Below are 17,329 nucleotides of genomic sequence, written 5' to 3'. Positions count from 1 at the left end.
CCGGTCCCGGCTCCGGCCACGTCCGCGCACTTCGCGCCCTCGCCCCCCGTACATCACGCTTTGGCAAAGTCGGAAGAGGATGGTGCCTACGGAAATGGATGCGGCCGGCCCGTTGTTGCAGCGGTTTCGGAGGCGCACGCCGTCCCGGCTAGGAGGTAGCTCGCAGTGAGCCAATACGTGACCAGGCTCCGCGGCCGTCCCCACGGGCCGGCCTCCGGCCAGCCACGGCTGCGCCGGCCCGGCGGCCCCCGCCGCCCGCGCCGGGTGGCGATGCTGAGCGTGCACACCTCCCCCCTGCACCAGCCGGGAACCGGCGACGCCGGCGGCATGAACGTCTACATCGTCGAGCTGGCCAAGAAGCTCGCCGCCATCAACATCGAGGTGGAGATCTTCACCCGGGCCACCACCGGCACGCTGCCGCCCGCCGTGGAGCTGGCGCCGGGCGTGCTCGTACGGCATGTGGACGCCGGACCGTACGAAGGGCTGGCCAAGGAGGAGCTGCCGGCCCAGCTCTGTGCCTTCACCCACGGCGTGATGCAGCAATGGGCGGGCCACCGCCCCGGCTACTACGACCTGGTGCACTCCCACTACTGGCTCTCCGGACACGTCGGCTGGCTCGCCGCCGAGCGCTGGGGCGTCCCGCTCGTCCACGCCATGCACACCATGGCGAAGGTCAAGAACGCCTCGCTGGCCGAGGGCGACACCCCCGAGCCCGCCGCCCGGGTCATCGGGGAGACGCAGATCGTACGGGCCGCCGACCGCCTGATCGCGAACACCGAGGAGGAGGCGGCGGAACTCGTACGGCACTACGACGCCGCGCCCGAGGCCGTCGCCGTCGTGCACCCCGGCGTCAACCTCGACCGGTTCCGGCCCGTGGTGCACGGCGGCGCCCACGGGGCCGGCGGTGCCGATGGCTCGCACAGCTCCCACAGCTTCGACAGCGCCGCGAGCCGCGCCGCCGCCCGCGCTCGCCTCGGACTGCCGGCGGACGCGCTGATCCCCTTGTTCGCCGGGCGCATCCAGCCGCTGAAGGCCCCCGACGTGCTGCTGCGCGCGGTGGCCGTCCTGCTGGAGGAGGACCCCGCGCTGCGCTCCCGCATCGTGGTGCCGGTGGTCGGCGGGCCCAGCGGCAGCGGGCTGGCCAAGCCCGAGGGCCTGCAGAAGCTGGCCGCCCGGCTCGGCATCGCCGATGTGGTGCGGTTCCGCCCGCCGGTCGGGCAGGACCAGCTCGCCGACTGGTACCGGGCCGCGTCCGTCCTGGTCATGCCCTCCTACAGCGAGTCCTTCGGGCTGGTGGCGATCGAGGCCCAGGCGTGCGGGACGCCGGTCGTGGCGGCTGCGGTGGGCGGTCTGCCGGTGGCCGTACGGGACGGGGTCAGCGGCTTCCTGGTCGACGGGCACGACCCGGCCGACTACGCCCGCGTCCTCGGCCGCTTCGTACGCGACCCCGCGCTCGCCGCGCGGATGGGCACGGCCGCCGCCCGGCACGCCCGGCACTTCGGCTGGGACACCGCGGCGGCGGCGACCGGCGAGGTCTACACGGCGGCGATGCAGGAGCGGCGCCGCCGACTGCGCTCGCCGCGCGGCTGAGGCCGGTCCCGGCGGCTGAGACCGGTGCCGGCGGCTGAGGCCGGGCCGGGGGGCGAGGCACCACGTACGATCACCGCATGGCTGAGGACACACGTGCCGCACAACAGGTGATCGAGTCGACCCTCGTCGACGCCGGCCTCGCATGGGAGTCGCCCGCGGACGGCTCGTACGTGGTCAAGCTGCCCGGCACCCGCAAGCTCTCCACGACGTGTTCGCTGATCGTCGGCAAGCACTCCCTGTCCGTCAACGCCTTCGTCGTACGCCGCCCGGACGAGAACCACGAGGCCGTGCACCGCTGGCTGCTGGAGCGCAACACCCGGCTGTACGGCGTCGGTTACGCCCTGGACAAGCTCGGTGACATCTACCTCGTCGGCAAGCTGCCGCTGGCGGCCGTCACCCCGCAGGAGCTGGACCGCATCCTCGGTACGGTCCTGGAGAACGCCGACGGCAGCTTCAACACCCTTCTGGAGATGGGGTTCGCCGGTGCCATCCGCAAGGAGTACGAATGGCGGGTGGCGCGTGGGGAGTCCACGCGGAACCTGGAGGCGTTCGCGCACCTGACGCGGCGTCCGGCGGCCACGGAGGCGGATGATTCGGGGGACGAGACGGGGAGCGGGCAGGAATGACCGGGAGCTGGGATCCGACCGCCACCGGAGTCCTGCGGCTCCCCTCCGGGCGCCTGGTGCGCGGCCGGGGGCTGCGCCGGCCGCTCCCGCCCGGACCGGCGCCCACGTACGCCGTCCACCTCCTCGGCAAACGTCCGCCGGAGGTCCCGTGGGAGGCCCACTGGCTGCGCTGGCCGGACTTCCGGCTGCCCGCGGACCGCGCGGAGGCCCGGCAGGCACTCGGCGAGGCGTGGTCCCGGGCCGCCACCGAGCGGGTGGAGGTCGCTTGCGGCGGGGGCCGCGGCCGGACCGGGACGGCACTGGCCTGCATAGCGGTCCTGGACGGGGTGCCCGCGGACCGCGCGGTGGAGTTCGTACGCCGGCACTACGACCCCAAGGCCGTGGAAACCCCGTGGCAGCGGCGCTACGTACGGCGGTTCACGCCGTAGCGCGGCACCCCGCCTCTGCCACGGCTCTCGCTGCCACGGCTGTCACCGCTGTCACAACCATCACGGCTGTCACGACACGAACCGCATTTCGGGGAACCGGCCGGAGGGCCCGTCCAGCAGATGGCTGTCCCGGCCGCACAGCCACCGGTCGAAGAACGCCGCCATATACGCCCGCTGCGCGGCCAGCGCCCGGCCCGGATCGACCGTCCCGACGTTTTCCGTGACGGTCTTCGCGGGCAGCCCCAACTGCCGGGCGATCTGCGGTACCAGCGACCCGGCGTCGGTGAAGGTGGCGTGCCGCGAGCCGGTCAGCGTCAGATCCCGGTGCCAGCCCGTGCTGTTGCGCCACGCCCCGCCCCAGGACGGCATCGTGTGGTGGTCGTCGCCCTCCATGCCCATCAGCAGGAGCGGCCGGTCCACCCCTTCCGTGGCCACCGTCGACGGATTCGCCGGGTCGTGGTCGTCCTCGGTGTAGCCCATGACGCCGTCCATGTTCGCCGCGGCCTTGATCCTGCGGTCGTCGTGCATCGCCAGCGCCGCGGTGAAGCCCCCGGCGGACTGGCCGAACGCCCCGACCCGGCCCGGGTCGAGCGCGCCGCGCAGCCCGGACGGCAGCCGCCGCTGCCCGGCGTCGGGGTTGCGCCCGGCCGCGAGTGCCTCGACCTGGTCCAGTACGAAGCGGGTGTCGGCCACGTCCACCGCCACCGTCTTCTTCAGCAGCTCGGGCATCCGGCCCTCCTTCTTCGCCTTGACGGCCTCCTCCGGCAGCCGTGTGCGCTCCACCCGTCCGCCCGGGAACTCCACCGCGGTCGCGTCGTACGTGTGGTCGATGGTCACCACGGCGTATCCGCGTGAGGCCAGGTCGTCGGCGAGCGTGGTGCCCAGCGAGCGCGGATCACCGGCGCCGGGCGAGTACAGCAGTACGGGCAGCCGCCGGCCGAAGGGCCGCAGCACCGGCGCGTCCCGGTGCGCGTGGCTGCGTGTCGCCGCCCAGTCCACCCTGCCTTTGGGGACGTCCTGAAGGCTGTTCACCGCATCGAACCCGGCCGCCTCAGCCGGCAGCATGTGCGGTGCGCGCGGGTGCCCCGCGACCGACCGCGCCGGGTAGCGCACGCTGACCATCAGCTCCCGGTACGGCCGGGAGGGCAGCCAGGGGTCGGCGCGCCCGTGGTCGACCAGGTGGAGCGATGTGGTGCCCACCGCGTACGGACCGGTGGGCGCGGGCAGCGTCGGACGGGCCAGGCGCTGCGCGGTGTCCGCCGGCGCCGCCTTCCGTACGTGCTGTACGCCGGGTACGTCCTTCTCGGGCTGGGCGACGGCCGGGGCCGTGGCGGCCACGGTGGCCGCCGACACCGCGAGCACCACGCCCGTCATCCGCCGGCGCCGTGCACCACGTCTGCCGTCCGCGCCAAAACCATCGCGCTCGTGGAACTGCATCACCACACCACTCCACTCCATCCATCTGTCCGTCCGGCCGGCCGTACGCTCGTGCGGCAGATCCCCGGTCGATCGGGTCTTCCGTACGACCAGCCTTCCGGCTCCGTACGCGGCACACGATCGTGCGGGCCCCCGGATACGGGGTGTGGCCACCACGAACGCCGGCCGGGTGCAGTGGTCGCGGGCGGAATGGTCGCGGGGGGTGGAGTGGTCGCGGGCCGGTCAGGCCATGGAACCCGTACGAGCACCGTCATCGGCCGTACGGGGCTTGTCCCCGGCCGTACGGGACTCCGCCGGAGCTGACGCCTGAGCCGGAATCCGAGCCGGAATCCGAGCCGCAGCCTCGTCGGGAGAGACCGGCTCGGTGGCGGGCCGGTCCGGCCCGAGGCGGCGCAGCAGCAACGCGTATCCCAGAGCCGTCACCGTGCCGACGGCCGCGCAGGCGGCCCACAGGGTGTCCGTCCCGAAGTGGTCGATGACCGTCCCGGCGATCAGGGGCGCGAGCAGGGAGCCCACCGACCACGACAGGGAGTACATGCCCTGGTAGCGGCCCCGGCCGTGGGTGGGGAGAGGCGTACCACCAGGCCCATCTGGGTGGGCGAGTTGATGATCTCGCCGAGGGTCCAGACGGCGACCGCGAGCGCGTACATGGCGACCGAACCGGCGAAGGCGGTGAGGCCGAAGCCCCAGCCGGCCAGCAGTGCCGAGCCGATGAGCAGCATGGCGGGGCTGCGGTGTTCGATGAAGCGGGTGACCGGTATCTGGAGCAGCACGATCATCACCCCGTTGACGGCGGCCACCAGCCCGAACTCCGTACTGGAGAAGCCGTCCCGGCCCATGGCCACCGGCATGGCCACCGAGGACTGCTGGAAGATCAGCCCCAGCAGGAAGGCGAGGCCGACCACGGTCATGAAGCGGCCGTCACGGATCACCGTCAGCATCGACACCCGCTGGTCCTCGGCGCCGCGGGCGCCTGCCGGGACGGCCTGCGGGCGCGACTCGGGGAGCTTGAGGAAGACCACGACGGCGCAGGCCAGGACCATCACGGACTCGATCACGAACAGCGCGAGATAGCTGTGGGCGGCGATCAGCCCGGCCGCCGAGGCGGAGATCGCGAAGCCCATGTTCAGCGCCCAGTAATTGAGCGCGTAGGCCCGTACGCGGTCCTTGGGGGCGACGATGTCCGCCATCATCGCCTGCACCACCGGGCGCGAGGCGCTGGCCGACATGCCCACCCAGCACGCCACCACGGCGATGGCCACCGGATCCTCCATGAAGCCCAGCAGCGCCACCGACGCGGCCGTGGAGAGCTGGGCCATCAGCATGGTGGGCCGCCGCCCGATCCGGTCGGCCAGCACACCCGCGACGACCGAGGAGACCACGCCGCCGAGCCCGTACAGGGCGCCGACCAGACCCGCGTACGAGGCGGAGTAGCCGCGCTGGACGGTCAGGTACAGGGCGAGGTACGTGCCGACGAACGCGCCCAGCCGGTTGACCAGCGTGCTGGTCCACAGCCACCAGAACTGCCGGGGAAGCCCCGAGACGCTCTCGGTGAGCGCACGTCTCAATCGAACTGCCGGCATTGGGCATCCCCCGCTGTGTAAGTGGCGCAATCAATGATCACAACCTACATAGCGGGGATCACCCGTACCAATCAATTGACGGCTCCCGTCAATCGTCCGAGCCCCGGGCGCGGACGGGCCCGGCGCGAAGCCGCGGCCGGAATTCGATTACGCTCGACGCCATGGCCGACGCACCGTACAAGCTGATCCTCCTCCGCCACGGCGAGAGCGAGTGGAACGCGAAGAACCTGTTCACCGGCTGGGTGGACGTCAACCTCAACGAGAAGGGCGAGAAGGAGGCGGTCCGCGGCGGTGAGCTGCTCAAGGACGCCGGCCTGCTCCCCGACGTCGTACACACCTCCCTCCAGAAGCGCGCCATCCGCACCGCGCAGCTCGCCCTGGAGGCCGCCGACCGCCACTGGATCCCGGTGCACCGCACCTGGCGCCTGAACGAGCGCCACTACGGCGCGCTCCAGGGCAAGGACAAGGCGCAGACGCTCGCCGAGTTCGGCGAGGAGCAGTTCATGCTCTGGCGCCGCTCGTACGACACCCCGCCGCCCCCGCTGGACCGCGATGCGGAGTACTCGCAGTTCTCCGACCCGCGCTACGCCACGCTCCCGCCGGAGCTGCGCCCGCAGACGGAGTGCCTCAAGGACGTCGTCACGCGCATGCTCCCGTACTGGTTCGACGGCATCGTCCCGGACCTCCTCACCGGCCGCACCGTCCTGGTCGCCGCCCACGGCAACTCCCTGCGCGCCCTGGTCAAGCACCTCGACGGCATCTCCGACAAGGACATCGCCGGCCTGAACATCCCCACCGGCATCCCCCTCGCCTACGACCTGGACGCCGACCTCCACCCCTTGAACCCCGGGGGCACCTACCTCGACCCCGAGGCCGCCAAGGCCGCCATCGAGGCAGTGAAGAACCAGGGCAAGAAGAAGTAAGAAGAGCGATCATGCCCCTGACCTGCACTTGTGGTGCAGTTCAGGGGCCTTCGTTTGCTCTGGGCCCGCCGTGGGCCCTCAGCGCTGGAGATCGTCCGGCCGCAGAGCCTTGCCAAGAGCGTTCCGCGCACGGTCGCGGCTGCTGGGCATCAGGTGGGCGTACACCTTCAGCGTCAGCCCCGGGTCGGAGTGCCCCAGGTACTCACTCACAGCTTTGATGCTCTCTCCCGCGTCCAGCAGGACCGAGGCGTAGAAGTGCCTCAGGGCGTGCATGCCATGCTCCCGCGCGGCGGCATGCTCACGGCTCTTCGCCTTGGGGATGACGCCGACCGTGGCGAGCGCGGGCTTCCAATGGTCCTCATTCAGCGACGTACGCCAGACGTGCCCGCCAAGGGGCCCGGTGAAGACCAGACGCTTGGTCACCGGGGAACCGCCGGCGCGCATCCACGGCAGCGTGATCTCAACGGGCGGGAAGAGCTTCATATGCGCCTTCAGCGCGTCCGCCACGGGATCGGGAAGCGGCACGTCTCGCAGCTTGCCGCCTTTTGGCGGAGCGAATACGGCCTTGCTGCGGCTCAGCTTGAGCTGCTGGACGACGTGCATCGTGGCGTTGTCGAAGTCCAGCTCTTCGACCGAAAGCCCGAGGATCTCGCCCTGCCTGAGACCGCACCCGGCGCCTACATCCACCATGGGCCGGAACCGCTGGACCAGGGCGGCGCGCATGGCGAAGACCCGTCCCGGCAGCCACGGGACCACGCGCCGCGCGCCCATCTCCGGGAGTGTCACCGTGCGCGAGTTGCATGGGTTCCTGGGCAAGCAACCGTCTTCGACGGCCGCGCTCAGGATGGCGCGCACGTTGGAGAAGATGACGCGGGCGTACGAGCCAGACATGCCGGAGCTTTCGAGCTGTGTCACGAACTCGCGTATGTGGCTCGGCTGGAACGAGCCCAACGGACGCGCCCCGATGCGGGGGAAGGCGTGCAGCTTGAGCTGCGATTCCATCGACGCGCGGGTGTTCGGGTCGCCACTCTGGCTCGCCAGCCACTTTCCCGCGAACTCCTGGAACGATGTCCGGGCCGCGTTCGGGTCGATGTACTGGCCGCGAGCCACATCTGCGCTGATGCTGCTGAGCCACTGCTCGGCGAGGCGCTTCTGCCCGTCGGCGAACGACTTGGACTTTCGCTTTCCATCGGGCGCGAAGTAGCGCGCCCTGTAGCGCAGGCCGGTGCCGTGGCGGTCGGTTTTGACTCGGATGGTCTTGCCATCGGCGTCGGTCTCGGTCTTGAACCAACGGTCCTGGATGCTGCCTGCCATGTCAGGCCCCTTCCTTCAGTAGGTGGAGGCGTCAGGCCGCGTCGGTAAGGGCGGTCCGTTCGGCCTCCCAGGCCCGTACGGCGGCGGGGTTGAAGCGGAGGTAGCGGCCGACGCGGAAGCCGGGCGGGCCGATGCGCTTGCGGCGCCACTGGTAGACGGTCTCCACGCTCGGCAGGCTGAACATCACCACAAGGTCTTCCGGGGTGAGGTAGCGGTCCGGCAGGCCGGAGCGGAGCGCGGCGCGCGGGTCGCCGTGCGGTTGTGCGGTCACGGTGTCTCCCAGGGGGTGTGTCGGCGGGCCAGGGGCCGGGCGGCGGGGTGCACCGCCCGGTCCGGCCGCGGGGTCAGGTGGTGGCGCAGGAGGGGTGTTCGGTCTGGCCTGGCCGTGTCGGGGCCAGGGGCTGGCCGCACACCGTGCACAGCGGCGGTTGCTCGGGCGGGCGCTGTACGAGCGTCAGGCGCGGTTCCGGGCGCTTTGGGGCGGCCGGGTCGGTTTGCAGGCTGATGCCGACGTAGGTGGGCACCTGCTTGTCGGTGGTGGGGTCGCGGGGTTTGCTGCGGCGCATCTGCGGGACCAGGGATTGCAGGTTGCGGCCCATGACTGCCTTGCTGCCGACGGGCACCCCGGCATCGTCTGCCCAAGTGCGCCAGGCCGCCCACAGGGCATCGACGGGCACCGAGCGGTCCGGGCCGGTATCGCAGCGCTCCCGCAGGAACGCCGACGTGGGGGACGCCGTGTCCTGCATGGTCGTGACGGCTTCCTGAGAGCTGGTCGGTGCGCTCAGGCGCCCGGTGTCCTCCAGCCGGTCCAGCCCGTCCAGTGCCCAGTTGAAGATGCCCGGCAGCTCCGCCAGCAGCTTGTCCAGCAGGTGCGGGTCTTCCTTGCCCAGCCAAGAAACGGTCATGTTCAACACGATGAAGCGCCGCGCGATCACGCCGGAGGGATCGCCGAAGTTGGGCAGTTCGTTGGACAGAATCACGATGCGGGCGGGCATCTTCCCGGTCCACACCTGCCGGTACTTGCGGTCCACATCGATGGTGTCCTCCCCGGAGATGGTCAGTAGGCGTTCCACCACCTGATGGGAGTCGCGGCCGGACAGGCGCGCGTCGGCGACAATGGCCAGGGACTTGTCCACCAGGGACGACAGGCCGAAGTTGCTGGCCATGCCCGCCAGGGTGGGCCCGGCGGTATTGCCGGTGCCGACCAGGCGGGCCAGGACGCGCGCGATGGTGCCCTTGCCGGAGCGCGACGGGCCGACCATCAGCAGGATCTTCTGCTGGTCGGTGCGGCCGGACAGCACGTAGCCGAACCACTCCTGCAACGCGGTGATGGCTTCGGGGTTGTCCGGCCAGACCTGCCGCAAGAAGGCGAGCCAGGCGGGGGCGGTGGCGTGCGGGTCGTAGACGAACGGCACGGAGATCAGGTTGAAGAACGCCGGGGTGAGGTCCATCAGGGCCCGGTCGGTGACCCGCAGCAGGCCGTTGGCGCACGCCACCAGCGGACCCCGGTCGGTGTGCAGCGCCGGAGGCGGGGCTTGGCGGCTGAGCACGTGGCCGGGCGGGTCGATCCACGACGGGGGGTCGATGGTGGGCGGCAGGTGCGTGACGGCCGCAATCGCCTGCATCAGGTCGGCGACCTTACGCCCGGTCGGTGCCCAGTCGCGCAGCTCCGGTTCGCTCTGGCGCGGCGGCAGGTACCAGTACACGGCATCCTCCAGTTGCCGGTAGAGGCTGGTGCGCATCTGCTGGTCATCCAGCTCCCGCCAGTGCGAGCCCTGCCAGAGCATCCAACTGCCGCGCCAGTGCCGCAGCGTCAGCAGTCCGTTGACCTCCCACTGCGGGGCCAGGTGCCGGGCCACGGCCATGGGGTGGGTCGGCGCGGGCACCACCTCGGCATCCGCCGCTACGGGAGCAGGGGTGGCGTCGGGGGCGGGGGTATGCGTCTCGCTTTTCGTAACGGCGGCGGGGCGGCGGGGGCCGTCCGTCACATCGTCCAGGGGCCCGGGGGTGCTCACGCGACGGCCCGCCCTTCAGCGTGGGGGTGTACCGGGCCGGGGGTGCTGCGGCGCGGCGCGGGGCGGGACGGTCGGACCGGTACACGCAGCGGCGGAACGCGTCGTGAGCGCGCGTGTTCACGACCGGAGCCGGGGTCGATTCCCGCCACTCAGGGGTAGACCGTGCGCCCGATCGGTCCGTGTTCACGGCCGCCTCCCGGACGGCCGCGAGCCGGGCCAGTCCCCTGCGCACGCGGCGCCGCTGAGAGCCGATCTGTCGCGTGCCGCTCATGCCGTCTCCCCAGGCGCGGTCTCGTGCAGACCGGCCAGACCGCGCAGACAGGCAGTCAACTCACCTACCATCAACGCCAGTTCGATGGGCTGAGCGGCAGCCAGGTTGAGGCTTTCGGCGCGCTCCAGGGCGCGGCGGGCCATGTCAACCAGCGGACCGGCCACGGTGTCGGCGGGCTCGGGCAGTGCCGGGCGCAGGGCGGGCCACAGGTTCCACACGTCGCAGCCGAGCGTCTGGGCGACGGCGTGGGCATGGCGGGCGTAGGGGCGCCGTCCGGGCTCGTTCACCCAGCGTTCGACGGTCTTGGGGGCAATGTGCAGCCGGTCAGCCAGTTCCTCGTACGTGAGCCCGGCCTCGATGAGCGCGGCCCGCAAGTAGGGGTTGCCGATCCGGTCGGGGTTCGTCTTCACGCTCATGGTCACCACTCCGCCCCTACCGGGCTGAGCCCGGACACGATTCGTTCACCAGCGGCGGTCCAGCACAACAGCAGCGCCATGGACAGCGGCAGGCGGTCGCTCTTGCGAGTGTTGCAACGGCGGCAGGCCAGCACGGTGTGCTCCACCCGCCAGGTGTGGAACAGGCGCAGCGGCACGACATGATCAATGGTGGCGTCGCGCAGGTCGGCGGCGAACGGGATACGGCAGTACGTGCACTGGTGCCCGTCCCGCCGAGCCAGGGTGCGACGCCTGGCCCGGCGACCGGCCGCATTCAGCGGCATGTAGGTCTGGCTCACGCCGACGCCTCCGCGGTGCCTATGGCGGTCACGGCGGCGGTCAGCCGCATGACCATCGACTCCAGCGCGTCCAGCCGGGCCGCCAGCTCCTGGCGGGTGGCGGCGGGTTGGGGCCGGTCGGTGAAGCCCAGCGCGGCCGGGGTGGCGCGGAAGAGGGCGCACAGCAGTACGCGGTAGGTCTCGCAGGGCGTACCCCGCTGGTGCTCCCAGCGGTGCAACTGCACCTTCAGCGAGTCCTCGGTGGCCACCTGCCATCCCCAGTGGTCGGCCAGCGCCAGCAGCGCCCGCACAGTGCGCTCGCGCGACCAACCACGGGCCAGCCGGGCACGGCCCAGCGGGGTATCCGGCGCGCGCAGTCCTTGCGGCTGCGGCTGCACCGGGGCGGAGCCCTCAACGGTGACGGTCACCTGCGAACCGGCGGCCGTCTCGGTCCACTTGCGCTCAGGGACGATGATGCTCATGACGCCACCGCCGCAGCCCGCTTGTGTGTGGCACGGCAGGAGGCGCGTCGCTCCACGGCGGCTGGCCGCACGTCGTGTGCCCGCTGCGCTTCGGCAAGCTGCGCAACGCTCCAGCCCCGCTCGTCTCGTGCTGCTCGCAACGCCGTGACCTGCTTCGTTGCCCGTTCCGTAGTGATTCCAGGCATGATGGAGACACCCCTTTCGGGTCAGGGGAGCGGCTATCTGCTTGGCGGTGGAGGGCCGCTCCCTGCTTGCATCCTGGCGTTTACCAGGACTCTTCTGCGGACCTCACGCCCTGGGATCAGACGCCCGCTTGCTGACTAGCGTGAACTAGTCAGCTATGGTGCGCAACCCTCGTGCGGTGCTGTGCGCTAGTTCGCTGTGGTGGGTACCCTCAAGGCATGACAGTCACAGGAGGTCCCAAGTCGAAAGCGGTGCAGGTCGCGGACGCGCTCCGCGAGGACATCAAGAAGATGAAGCCGGGTGAACGCCTCCCGTCGCAGCGGGAGTTGATAGACAGATTCGGGTTCGCGAGCCAGACGATTCAGAACGGGTTGGCTGCGCTCCGGGCCGAGGGGCTGATCATCTCGGCCGGGAACCTCGGCAACTTCGTCAGTGACGGCTCCGCCCTGACCAGCGACGTGCATGACGACATCAAGGAAATCCGCTCCCAAGTTCAGGCGTTGACTGAACGACTCGCAGCGCTCGAAGACCGCTGTGAACGAGGTGATGCGTGATCTGCATTCAGCATGCGAGCCGCAGTGGCTGTTGCGTAAGTGACAGCCCGGGGACGATGAAGCGACATAGGGGGCACGTCCCCTGTCCCCTTGCTGTCCCCTTCCCTGTCCCCCCAGTCGACGGGGGAGACTCGGAGTAGGCATTCGGAGGAGGGCACATGAGCGACGAACGGCCGGCGTGGGCGCGACGCATGATTGCCGAGCGCGAAGCGCGTGACATGTCTCAGCGTGACTTGGTCAGAGCGATGCGGGGGCATGCGCCAAGGGAGCTCCCGAGCGACGAGACCATGCTTCGGAACCTGAAGCGGTGGGAAGCTGGCTCCAGCCCGGATGAGTTCTACCGCCCGATTATCGCGGCAACGTTCGGAACCGTGACGCACGCATTCTTTCCCGCTCCGTCACACCGGGATGGAGACAAAGAGATCCTGGCTGCGAGCGGCATGGAAACTCTGGAGATCGTAAGCCGCCTCAATCACTCGGACGTCGACAATGCCACGCTCGATGCCCTACGCGTCACAACGGATCGATTGTGTTCGGACTATCGGTACATGCCCAGTGAATCACTGGTCATCGAGGGGCGTCAGTGGCTGCGCAGGATTGTCGAACTCCGCTCGAAGAACCTCACGCTAACCCAACACCGAGAGATATTGGCGCTCTCCGGCTGGCTAGCGCTCCTTGTCGGCTGCGTTGAATACGACATGGGAAACCGGCACGCCGCCGAGTCGACGCGGCAGGCTGCACTCTCGATTGCGACGGAAGCTGGTCACGCCGAAGTCGCTGGGTGGGCACACGAGATGCGGGCATGGTTCGCCCTAACGACTGGCGACTATCGCGGCGTCATCGCGGCGGCACAGGCGGGAAGTGAGTCGGCAGCGAACCACGGCGTTGCCGTACAGCTCGCCGCGCAGGAAGCAAAAGCCTGGGCCCGTCTCGGTGACCGTCGCCAAGTGGAAGTCGCACTCGACAAGGGGCGGCGGCTGCTCGAAGGGATGCCTTACCCCGAGAACTTGGATAACCATTTCGTAGTCGACCCGGCAAAATTCGACTACTACTCCATGGACTGTTACCGCCTCGTCGGTGAAGACAAGCTCGCCCGCACTCTTGCCGAGGAAGTGCTTCGTGCCAATACGGATTTCGACGGCACGGAGCGTGCGCCCATGCGGAATGCCGAGGCACGGGTCACGCTCGGTGTGACAGCAGCGCGTGAAGGCGATCTCGAACAGGCGCTCATCTTGGGAGAACGGGCCCTTACAGGCGAGCGCCAGTCGGTGCCATCGCTCATTATGTGGAGTCGCGAACTAGCCGCCGAGATGCGCAAACGCTATAGTTCCGAGCCTGCCGCTCAGGACTACCTTGCACACCTACACGACTTGGCCAAGCAGGCACCGGGCTTCATGGCACAGTGACGCTCTGCATTTGATCGAGAGTGGACCCGCAGCGGGAGCTGAACCAGCCCAAGACCTCTGATTGAGCAGGAATCTGAGGTCTTGGTACTTGGCCTGCTAGGTGCTAGGTGCCTGATCAGTGGGCGGTTTTGGGTACTAGCGAGGGTGCTAGGTCTAGCAGCAGGCGCTGCTAGACCTAGCACCCTCTGGCATCCCTGGTCTGGCTACGCAGAGCGATAGAAGGAGCGGCCTACGGCCGCAGGATCTTTGGCGGGCTCGCTCCGCTCGCGCGCGACGGCCGCCGTACGGGCCGGGCGCCGCCGCGCGCTGCGGTGTACTGCTGTGGGAGCTGAGTTTTCCGAAAATGCCCGGCTCACCCGGCTCAGCCCGTCTCAATGCAGGTCAGAGGCATGGCCGGGGATCTCCGTTGCCCGGCTCATGCCCGGCTCAGACCCCGGCTCACCCGGCTCAGACCGAAGAACGGCTCTTAAGGAGGGGGGCTCCGGTTGCCGCTGCGCGGCTGCCCGGTGCGCGGCGGCCACCGCGCGGCAGCGGCGACCAGGCCGCGGGCCGCCGCGCGGTGCGGGAGCACCAGGGCCAGGACGGCATTTCAGTGGCAAGAAGGGCACCCGCCGCCCGCCCCGGGTGCCCTTCTTGCTTGTCCCGCAGGCCGAGCCGACCGGCCACCGTGCGGCTCCTCATCGAGCACCACACGCGAGTGGTGCCGCGCGTGCAGGTGAACATCACGGTGCGCGGCACCGGACGGTACGGCGAGACGCACCGCGCGGCGGCGCGCGGCAGGGCCTACCACCGCCGCGCGGTGCGCGCGGAAGTGCGCGGAAGGCGCGCGGCGGCGCGCGGCCCCCGTACAGACGGCTGCAACACGGGGGCGTCCCCCAGTGTTACAGCCGCTTTGGCTCCGGCCACCGCCGCGCGGCACTACGCCCCGCGACGAGGCAGTCACGCAGGTCCGCCCAGGTTCCGAGGTGGTGCGGCGATTGGCCGGCGCAGTTCCGCCCCCACTGAAATGCCGTCCTGGCCCTGGTGCTCCCGCACCGCGCGGCGGCCCGCGGCCTGGTCGCCGCTGCCGCGCGGTGGCCGCCGCGCACCGGGCAGCCGCGCAGCGGCAACCGGAGCCCCCCTCCTTAAGAGCCGTTCTTCGGTCTGAGCCGGGTGAGCCGGGTCTGAGCCGGGCATGAGCCGGGCAACGGAGATCCCCGGCCATGCCTCTGACCTGCATTGAGACGGGCTGAGCCGGGTGAGCCGGGCATTTTCGGAAAACTCAGCTCCCACAGCAGTACACCGCAGCGCGCGGCGGCGCCCGGCCCGTACGGCGGCCGTCGCGCGCGAGCGGAGCGAGCCCGCCAAGGATCGTGCGGCGTAGCCGCTCGTTCATGCCCTTCCCACCCCGACCCGCACGGACGGCGACGGGGAGGAAAAACGCGATTCTGAGCCCTTCGCGGAGCCCGTCACCGCGGATGTCCCTGTCTCCCTGGCGGTCGTTCGCGCCGATCAAGGCAGGGAGATGGGCCAGGGTGATGATCGGGGAACTCTCCCTGCTACCCCAACCCGCCATCACTCTGTGTTGCTTGTTGCGGCTTGTTGTCGCTACAAGCGACAACAAGCCGCACCCCCTGAGAGGGCCCCTGAGAGGCGTTCGGGCCCCCTTCAGCTTGTTGTCGCTACAAGCGACAACAAGCGACAACAAGCACAGAGCGTGACGCCCTGAGCGTTGAACGGCCGCCTGCCGGGCGGGACGATGGGGGCACAGCAATGGGCACGCGGAGGGCGAACGGCATGGGTGTGATCGATCCGCAGTGGATTCCGGCGCTGCGGGAGGACGGCCGGTACGGGCGGCTGCTGAACCTGGTTCAGCGCCTCGCGGAGGAACGCGAACGGGAGCGGGAGGATGCGGTGCCCATCTGCGGAAGCTGCCAGGGCGGCCAGGTGACCGTAAAGGACTCCAGCGGCACAGAGCATACGATCCAGTGCGAGCGATGCGACGGGACCGGCACCGTCCCCGAACCCGCCGACAACGAAGACAACGGAGAGGCTGCGGGTGGCCGGTGAGCCGAGCGCGCCGGCGGGCCCCATGACTGCCTTTCGGGCGCTCTGCGACACATGCCCGACACACCTGATCGCGAGCGGCAGCCATAACCGTCTCCGGCGCAGGTCATAGGCTTGCGAGTGCGGAACGATGAATGCTCTCCGGACGAGCGAGCCTTGGCAGGCTCGCTCCGCGCGCGTACGACGGCCGCCGTAAGGGCCACCCCCGGGCCGCGCTCTCCCGCCGCGACAGCAGAAGAGACCACCCACCCGCGCCGCCGTGGTCTCTTCTCCATCGCTAACCGCCGAACAGCAAGAAGAGCGCCTAACGTTAGCGGGACGTGCCGCTAACGATAGCGACTCATCGGGCCCCGCGCTGGGCCCTCTCTGGGCCCTCCGAGGACGACCAACGACGACAGACAACGACCAACAACGACCGTTCGGCCGCAGGTCAGTTGGGGTGCGTGGCCCGTTGACCAGGGGCGGAAAACGGGCCCGCCAGACCCAGGGCAAGAAGAAGTAGGCCCGAGCGGTTCGCATCCCCTGTTCGCGGGCTTCGCGCGGGCAGGGGACCGGCCTTTTCGCGGGTGCTTGTCCCGAAGCGGGGGCGGCGGCGCGGTGGTGGCGCATGCGAAAGGTCCCGTACTCGTGGAGTACGGGACCTTCGCCCTGGAGCGCCCGGCAGGCCTTGCACCTGCATTTCCCGCCGGCTGGCGGGCGTCTTTCCTTGGACCACAGACGCGTGGTTCCGGTGTGTGCGCCGGATTACGTAGATGATCTTACACGACGTGCGGCGCTCCGGTGACCGGAGCCCCGCCCGGCCGGAGCCGGGCGGGGCCCGTCTGCCTGGGGGTCAGCTACAACCGCCGCCGCACTGGCAGGGGCCGCCGGACTGGCAGCCGCACGAGCAGCCGGGGCCGCACTGGCAGCCGCTGGCGGTGGGGGGCTGGATGGGGGCAGGGGTCGTCGTCATGTTTGGGCCTCCTGGATGGGTGGCTCCGGCTCCGGGTTGTGCGTACGTCCATTCCATGCCCGGACGTACGGGCGCAGCAACGGCGCGTGGAGGCGTTGTGGGCGGTGGTTACGCGCCCTCCACCGTCGCGGGGGGCGCGATCTCGTCGGCGTGCTCGCCGGTGACCAGGTACACCACCCGCTTGGCGACCGAGACGGCGTGGTCGGCGAAGCGCTCGTAGTAGCGGCCCAGCAGCGTGACGTCCACGGCGGTCTCGATGCCGTGCTTCCAGCGGTCGTCCATCAGGTGCTGGAAGAGGGTGCGGTGGAGGAGGTCCATCGCGTCGTCGTCCTGTTCCAGTTGGAGGGCGAGGTCGACGTCCTTGGTGATGATGACCTCGGCGGCCTTGGCCATCAGGCGCTGGGCGAGCTGGCCCATCTCCAGGATGGTGGCGTGCAGGTCACGCGGGACGGCGCGGTCCGGGAAGCGCAGGCGGGCGAGCTTGGCCACGTGCTGGGCCAGGTCGCCGGAGCGCTCCAGGTCGGCGCTCATGCGCAGGGAGGTGACGACGATCCGCAGATCGGTGGCGACCGGCTGCTGGCGGGCCAGCAGGGCTATCGCCCGGGCCTCCAGGTCGCGTTGGAGGTCGTCGACCTTCTCGTCGGCGGCGATGACGTTCTCGGCCAGTTTGAGGTCCGCGTCGAGTATCGCCGTGGTGGCGCGCCCGATCGCGGAGCCGACGAGCCGTGCCATTTCGACCAGGCCCTCGCCGATCGAATCCAGCTCCTCGTGGTACGCGTCCCGCATCAGTGACCTTCTCTCGCTGTG

At 70.2% G+C, this 17,329-nt stretch carries 15 protein-coding genes and 1 pseudogene; 7 read left to right on the top strand and 9 right to left on the bottom strand.

All coding sequences use genetic code 11. From position 1 onward, the window contains the following. The first annotated feature begins 165 nt into the window (after positions 1–165). The 3 genes from KGS77_RS14085 (at position 166) to KGS77_RS14075 (ending at position 2,644) form a co-directional block, all read left to right on the top strand. Positions 166–1,590, top strand: a complete 1,425-nt coding sequence (locus KGS77_RS14085) for a glycosyltransferase (protein ID WP_242581420.1) — start codon at positions 166–168, stop codon at positions 1,588–1,590. 77 nt (positions 1,591–1,667) lie between these two features. Further along, positions 1,668–2,216, top strand: coding sequence for a YbjN domain-containing protein (locus KGS77_RS14080; protein ID WP_242581419.1), 549 nt, complete (start codon positions 1,668–1,670; stop codon positions 2,214–2,216). Further along, positions 2,213–2,644 carry a protein-tyrosine phosphatase family protein gene (locus tag KGS77_RS14075; protein WP_242581418.1) on the top strand — a complete coding sequence of 144 codons (432 nt, stop codon included), beginning with the start codon at positions 2,213–2,215 and terminating at the stop codon, positions 2,642–2,644. Before KGS77_RS14080 ends, KGS77_RS14075 begins: the two co-directional genes overlap by 4 nt. Positions 2,645–2,713: 69 nt before the next feature. On the opposite strand, the gene KGS77_RS14070 is transcribed toward KGS77_RS14075, so the two are convergent. Together KGS77_RS14070 and KGS77_RS14065 are read right to left on the bottom strand one after the other, a co-directional pair. Continuing rightward, entirely contained in the window at positions 2,714–4,102 is a 1,389-nt protein-coding gene (locus KGS77_RS14070) for a hydrolase (RefSeq protein ID WP_242581417.1), read from the bottom strand. 201 nt (positions 4,103–4,303) lie between these two features. After that, positions 4,304–5,664 (bottom strand): annotated as a pseudogene (locus KGS77_RS14065) (MFS transporter). A 161-nt stretch (positions 5,665–5,825) separates the two neighbouring features. On the opposite strand from KGS77_RS14065, the gene KGS77_RS14060 reads away from it, so the two are divergent. Further along, entirely contained in the window at positions 5,826–6,587 is a 762-nt protein-coding gene (locus tag KGS77_RS14060; protein WP_242581416.1) for a phosphoglyceromutase, read from the top strand. Between the two features lie 78 nt (positions 6,588–6,665). On the opposite strand, the gene KGS77_RS14055 is transcribed toward KGS77_RS14060, so the two are convergent. From KGS77_RS14055 to KGS77_RS14030, 6 genes are all read right to left on the bottom strand, one after another. Further along, positions 6,666–7,901, bottom strand: coding sequence for a tyrosine-type recombinase/integrase (locus KGS77_RS14055; RefSeq protein WP_242581415.1), 1,236 nt, complete (start codon positions 7,899–7,901; stop codon positions 6,666–6,668). 31 nt (positions 7,902–7,932) lie between these two features. Then, a complete protein-coding gene (locus tag KGS77_RS14050; RefSeq protein WP_242581414.1) occupies positions 7,933–8,172 on the bottom strand; it encodes a helix-turn-helix domain-containing protein in 240 nt (79 codons plus the stop codon). A gap of 73 nt (positions 8,173–8,245) precedes the next feature. Next, entirely contained in the window at positions 8,246–9,916 is a 1,671-nt protein-coding gene (locus tag KGS77_RS14045; protein WP_242581413.1) for a DNA primase family protein, read from the bottom strand. 267 nt (positions 9,917–10,183) lie between these two features. Continuing rightward, positions 10,184–10,603 (bottom strand): helix-turn-helix transcriptional regulator, encoded by a 420-nt coding sequence (locus KGS77_RS14040; RefSeq protein WP_242581412.1) that lies wholly within the window; start codon positions 10,601–10,603, stop codon positions 10,184–10,186. A gap of 2 nt (positions 10,604–10,605) precedes the next feature. After that, positions 10,606–10,920 (bottom strand): HNH endonuclease, encoded by a 315-nt coding sequence (locus KGS77_RS14035; RefSeq protein WP_242581411.1) that lies wholly within the window; start codon positions 10,918–10,920, stop codon positions 10,606–10,608. Continuing rightward, positions 10,917–11,381 (bottom strand): XRE family transcriptional regulator, encoded by a 465-nt coding sequence (locus KGS77_RS14030; RefSeq protein WP_242581410.1) that lies wholly within the window; start codon positions 11,379–11,381, stop codon positions 10,917–10,919. The genes KGS77_RS14035 and KGS77_RS14030 overlap by 4 nt, the downstream gene beginning before the upstream one ends. A 401-nt stretch (positions 11,382–11,782) precedes the next feature. Here KGS77_RS14030 and KGS77_RS14025 point away from each other — a divergent pair, with 401 nt between their 5' ends. The 3 genes from KGS77_RS14025 (at position 11,783) to KGS77_RS14015 (ending at position 15,573) form a co-directional block, all read left to right on the top strand. Then, positions 11,783–12,118 carry a winged helix-turn-helix domain-containing protein gene (locus tag KGS77_RS14025; RefSeq protein ID WP_242581409.1) on the top strand — a complete coding sequence of 112 codons (336 nt, stop codon included), beginning with the start codon at positions 11,783–11,785 and terminating at the stop codon, positions 12,116–12,118. A gap of 158 nt (positions 12,119–12,276) precedes the next feature. Continuing rightward, positions 12,277–13,524: an XRE family transcriptional regulator gene (locus KGS77_RS14020; RefSeq protein WP_242581408.1), complete on the top strand. Its 1,248-nt coding sequence runs from the start codon at positions 12,277–12,279 to the stop codon at positions 13,522–13,524. Between the two features lie 1,776 nt (positions 13,525–15,300). After that, the gene (locus tag KGS77_RS14015; protein ID WP_242581407.1) at positions 15,301–15,573 is read left to right on the top strand and encodes a hypothetical protein; all 273 of its coding nucleotides are present in this window, start codon (positions 15,301–15,303) and stop codon (positions 15,571–15,573) included. Positions 15,574–16,630: 1,057 nt separating this feature from the next. Here KGS77_RS14015 and phoU read toward each other — a convergent pair. Next, the gene (gene phoU, locus KGS77_RS14010; RefSeq protein WP_242581406.1) at positions 16,631–17,308 is read right to left on the bottom strand and encodes a phosphate signaling complex protein PhoU; all 678 of its coding nucleotides are present in this window, start codon (positions 17,306–17,308) and stop codon (positions 16,631–16,633) included. Positions 17,309–17,329: the final 21 nt, after the last annotated feature.

The sequence above is a fragment of the Streptomyces sp. MST-110588 genome, from assembly GCF_022695595.1.
Lineage (GTDB): Bacteria > Actinomycetota > Actinomycetes > Streptomycetales > Streptomycetaceae > Streptomyces.
This window is presented reverse-complemented; position numbering and strand designations above follow the sequence as displayed.

Coding starts and splice junctions, on each gene's coding strand:
- KGS77_RS14080 (WP_242581419.1), top strand. CDS start 1,668: ATGGCTGAGGACACACGTGCCGCACAACAGGTGATCGAGTCGACCCTC.
- KGS77_RS14075 (WP_242581418.1), top strand. CDS start 2,213: ATGACCGGGAGCTGGGATCCGACCGCCACCGGAGTCCTGCGGCTCCCC.
- KGS77_RS14070 (WP_242581417.1), bottom strand. CDS start 4,102: ATGGAGTGGAGTGGTGTGGTGATGCAGTTCCACGAGCGCGATGGTTTT.
- KGS77_RS14060 (WP_242581416.1), top strand. CDS start 5,826: ATGGCCGACGCACCGTACAAGCTGATCCTCCTCCGCCACGGCGAGAGC.
- KGS77_RS14055 (WP_242581415.1), bottom strand. CDS start 7,901: ATGGCAGGCAGCATCCAGGACCGTTGGTTCAAGACCGAGACCGACGCC.
- KGS77_RS14040 (WP_242581412.1), bottom strand. CDS start 10,603: ATGAGCGTGAAGACGAACCCCGACCGGATCGGCAACCCCTACTTGCGG.
- KGS77_RS14030 (WP_242581410.1), bottom strand. CDS start 11,381: ATGAGCATCATCGTCCCTGAGCGCAAGTGGACCGAGACGGCCGCCGGT.
- KGS77_RS14025 (WP_242581409.1), top strand. CDS start 11,783: ATGACAGTCACAGGAGGTCCCAAGTCGAAAGCGGTGCAGGTCGCGGAC.
- KGS77_RS14020 (WP_242581408.1), top strand. CDS start 12,277: ATGAGCGACGAACGGCCGGCGTGGGCGCGACGCATGATTGCCGAGCGC.
- KGS77_RS14015 (WP_242581407.1), top strand. CDS start 15,301: ATGGGTGTGATCGATCCGCAGTGGATTCCGGCGCTGCGGGAGGACGGC.
- phoU (WP_242581406.1), bottom strand. CDS start 17,308: ATGCGGGACGCGTACCACGAGGAGCTGGATTCGATCGGCGAGGGCCTG.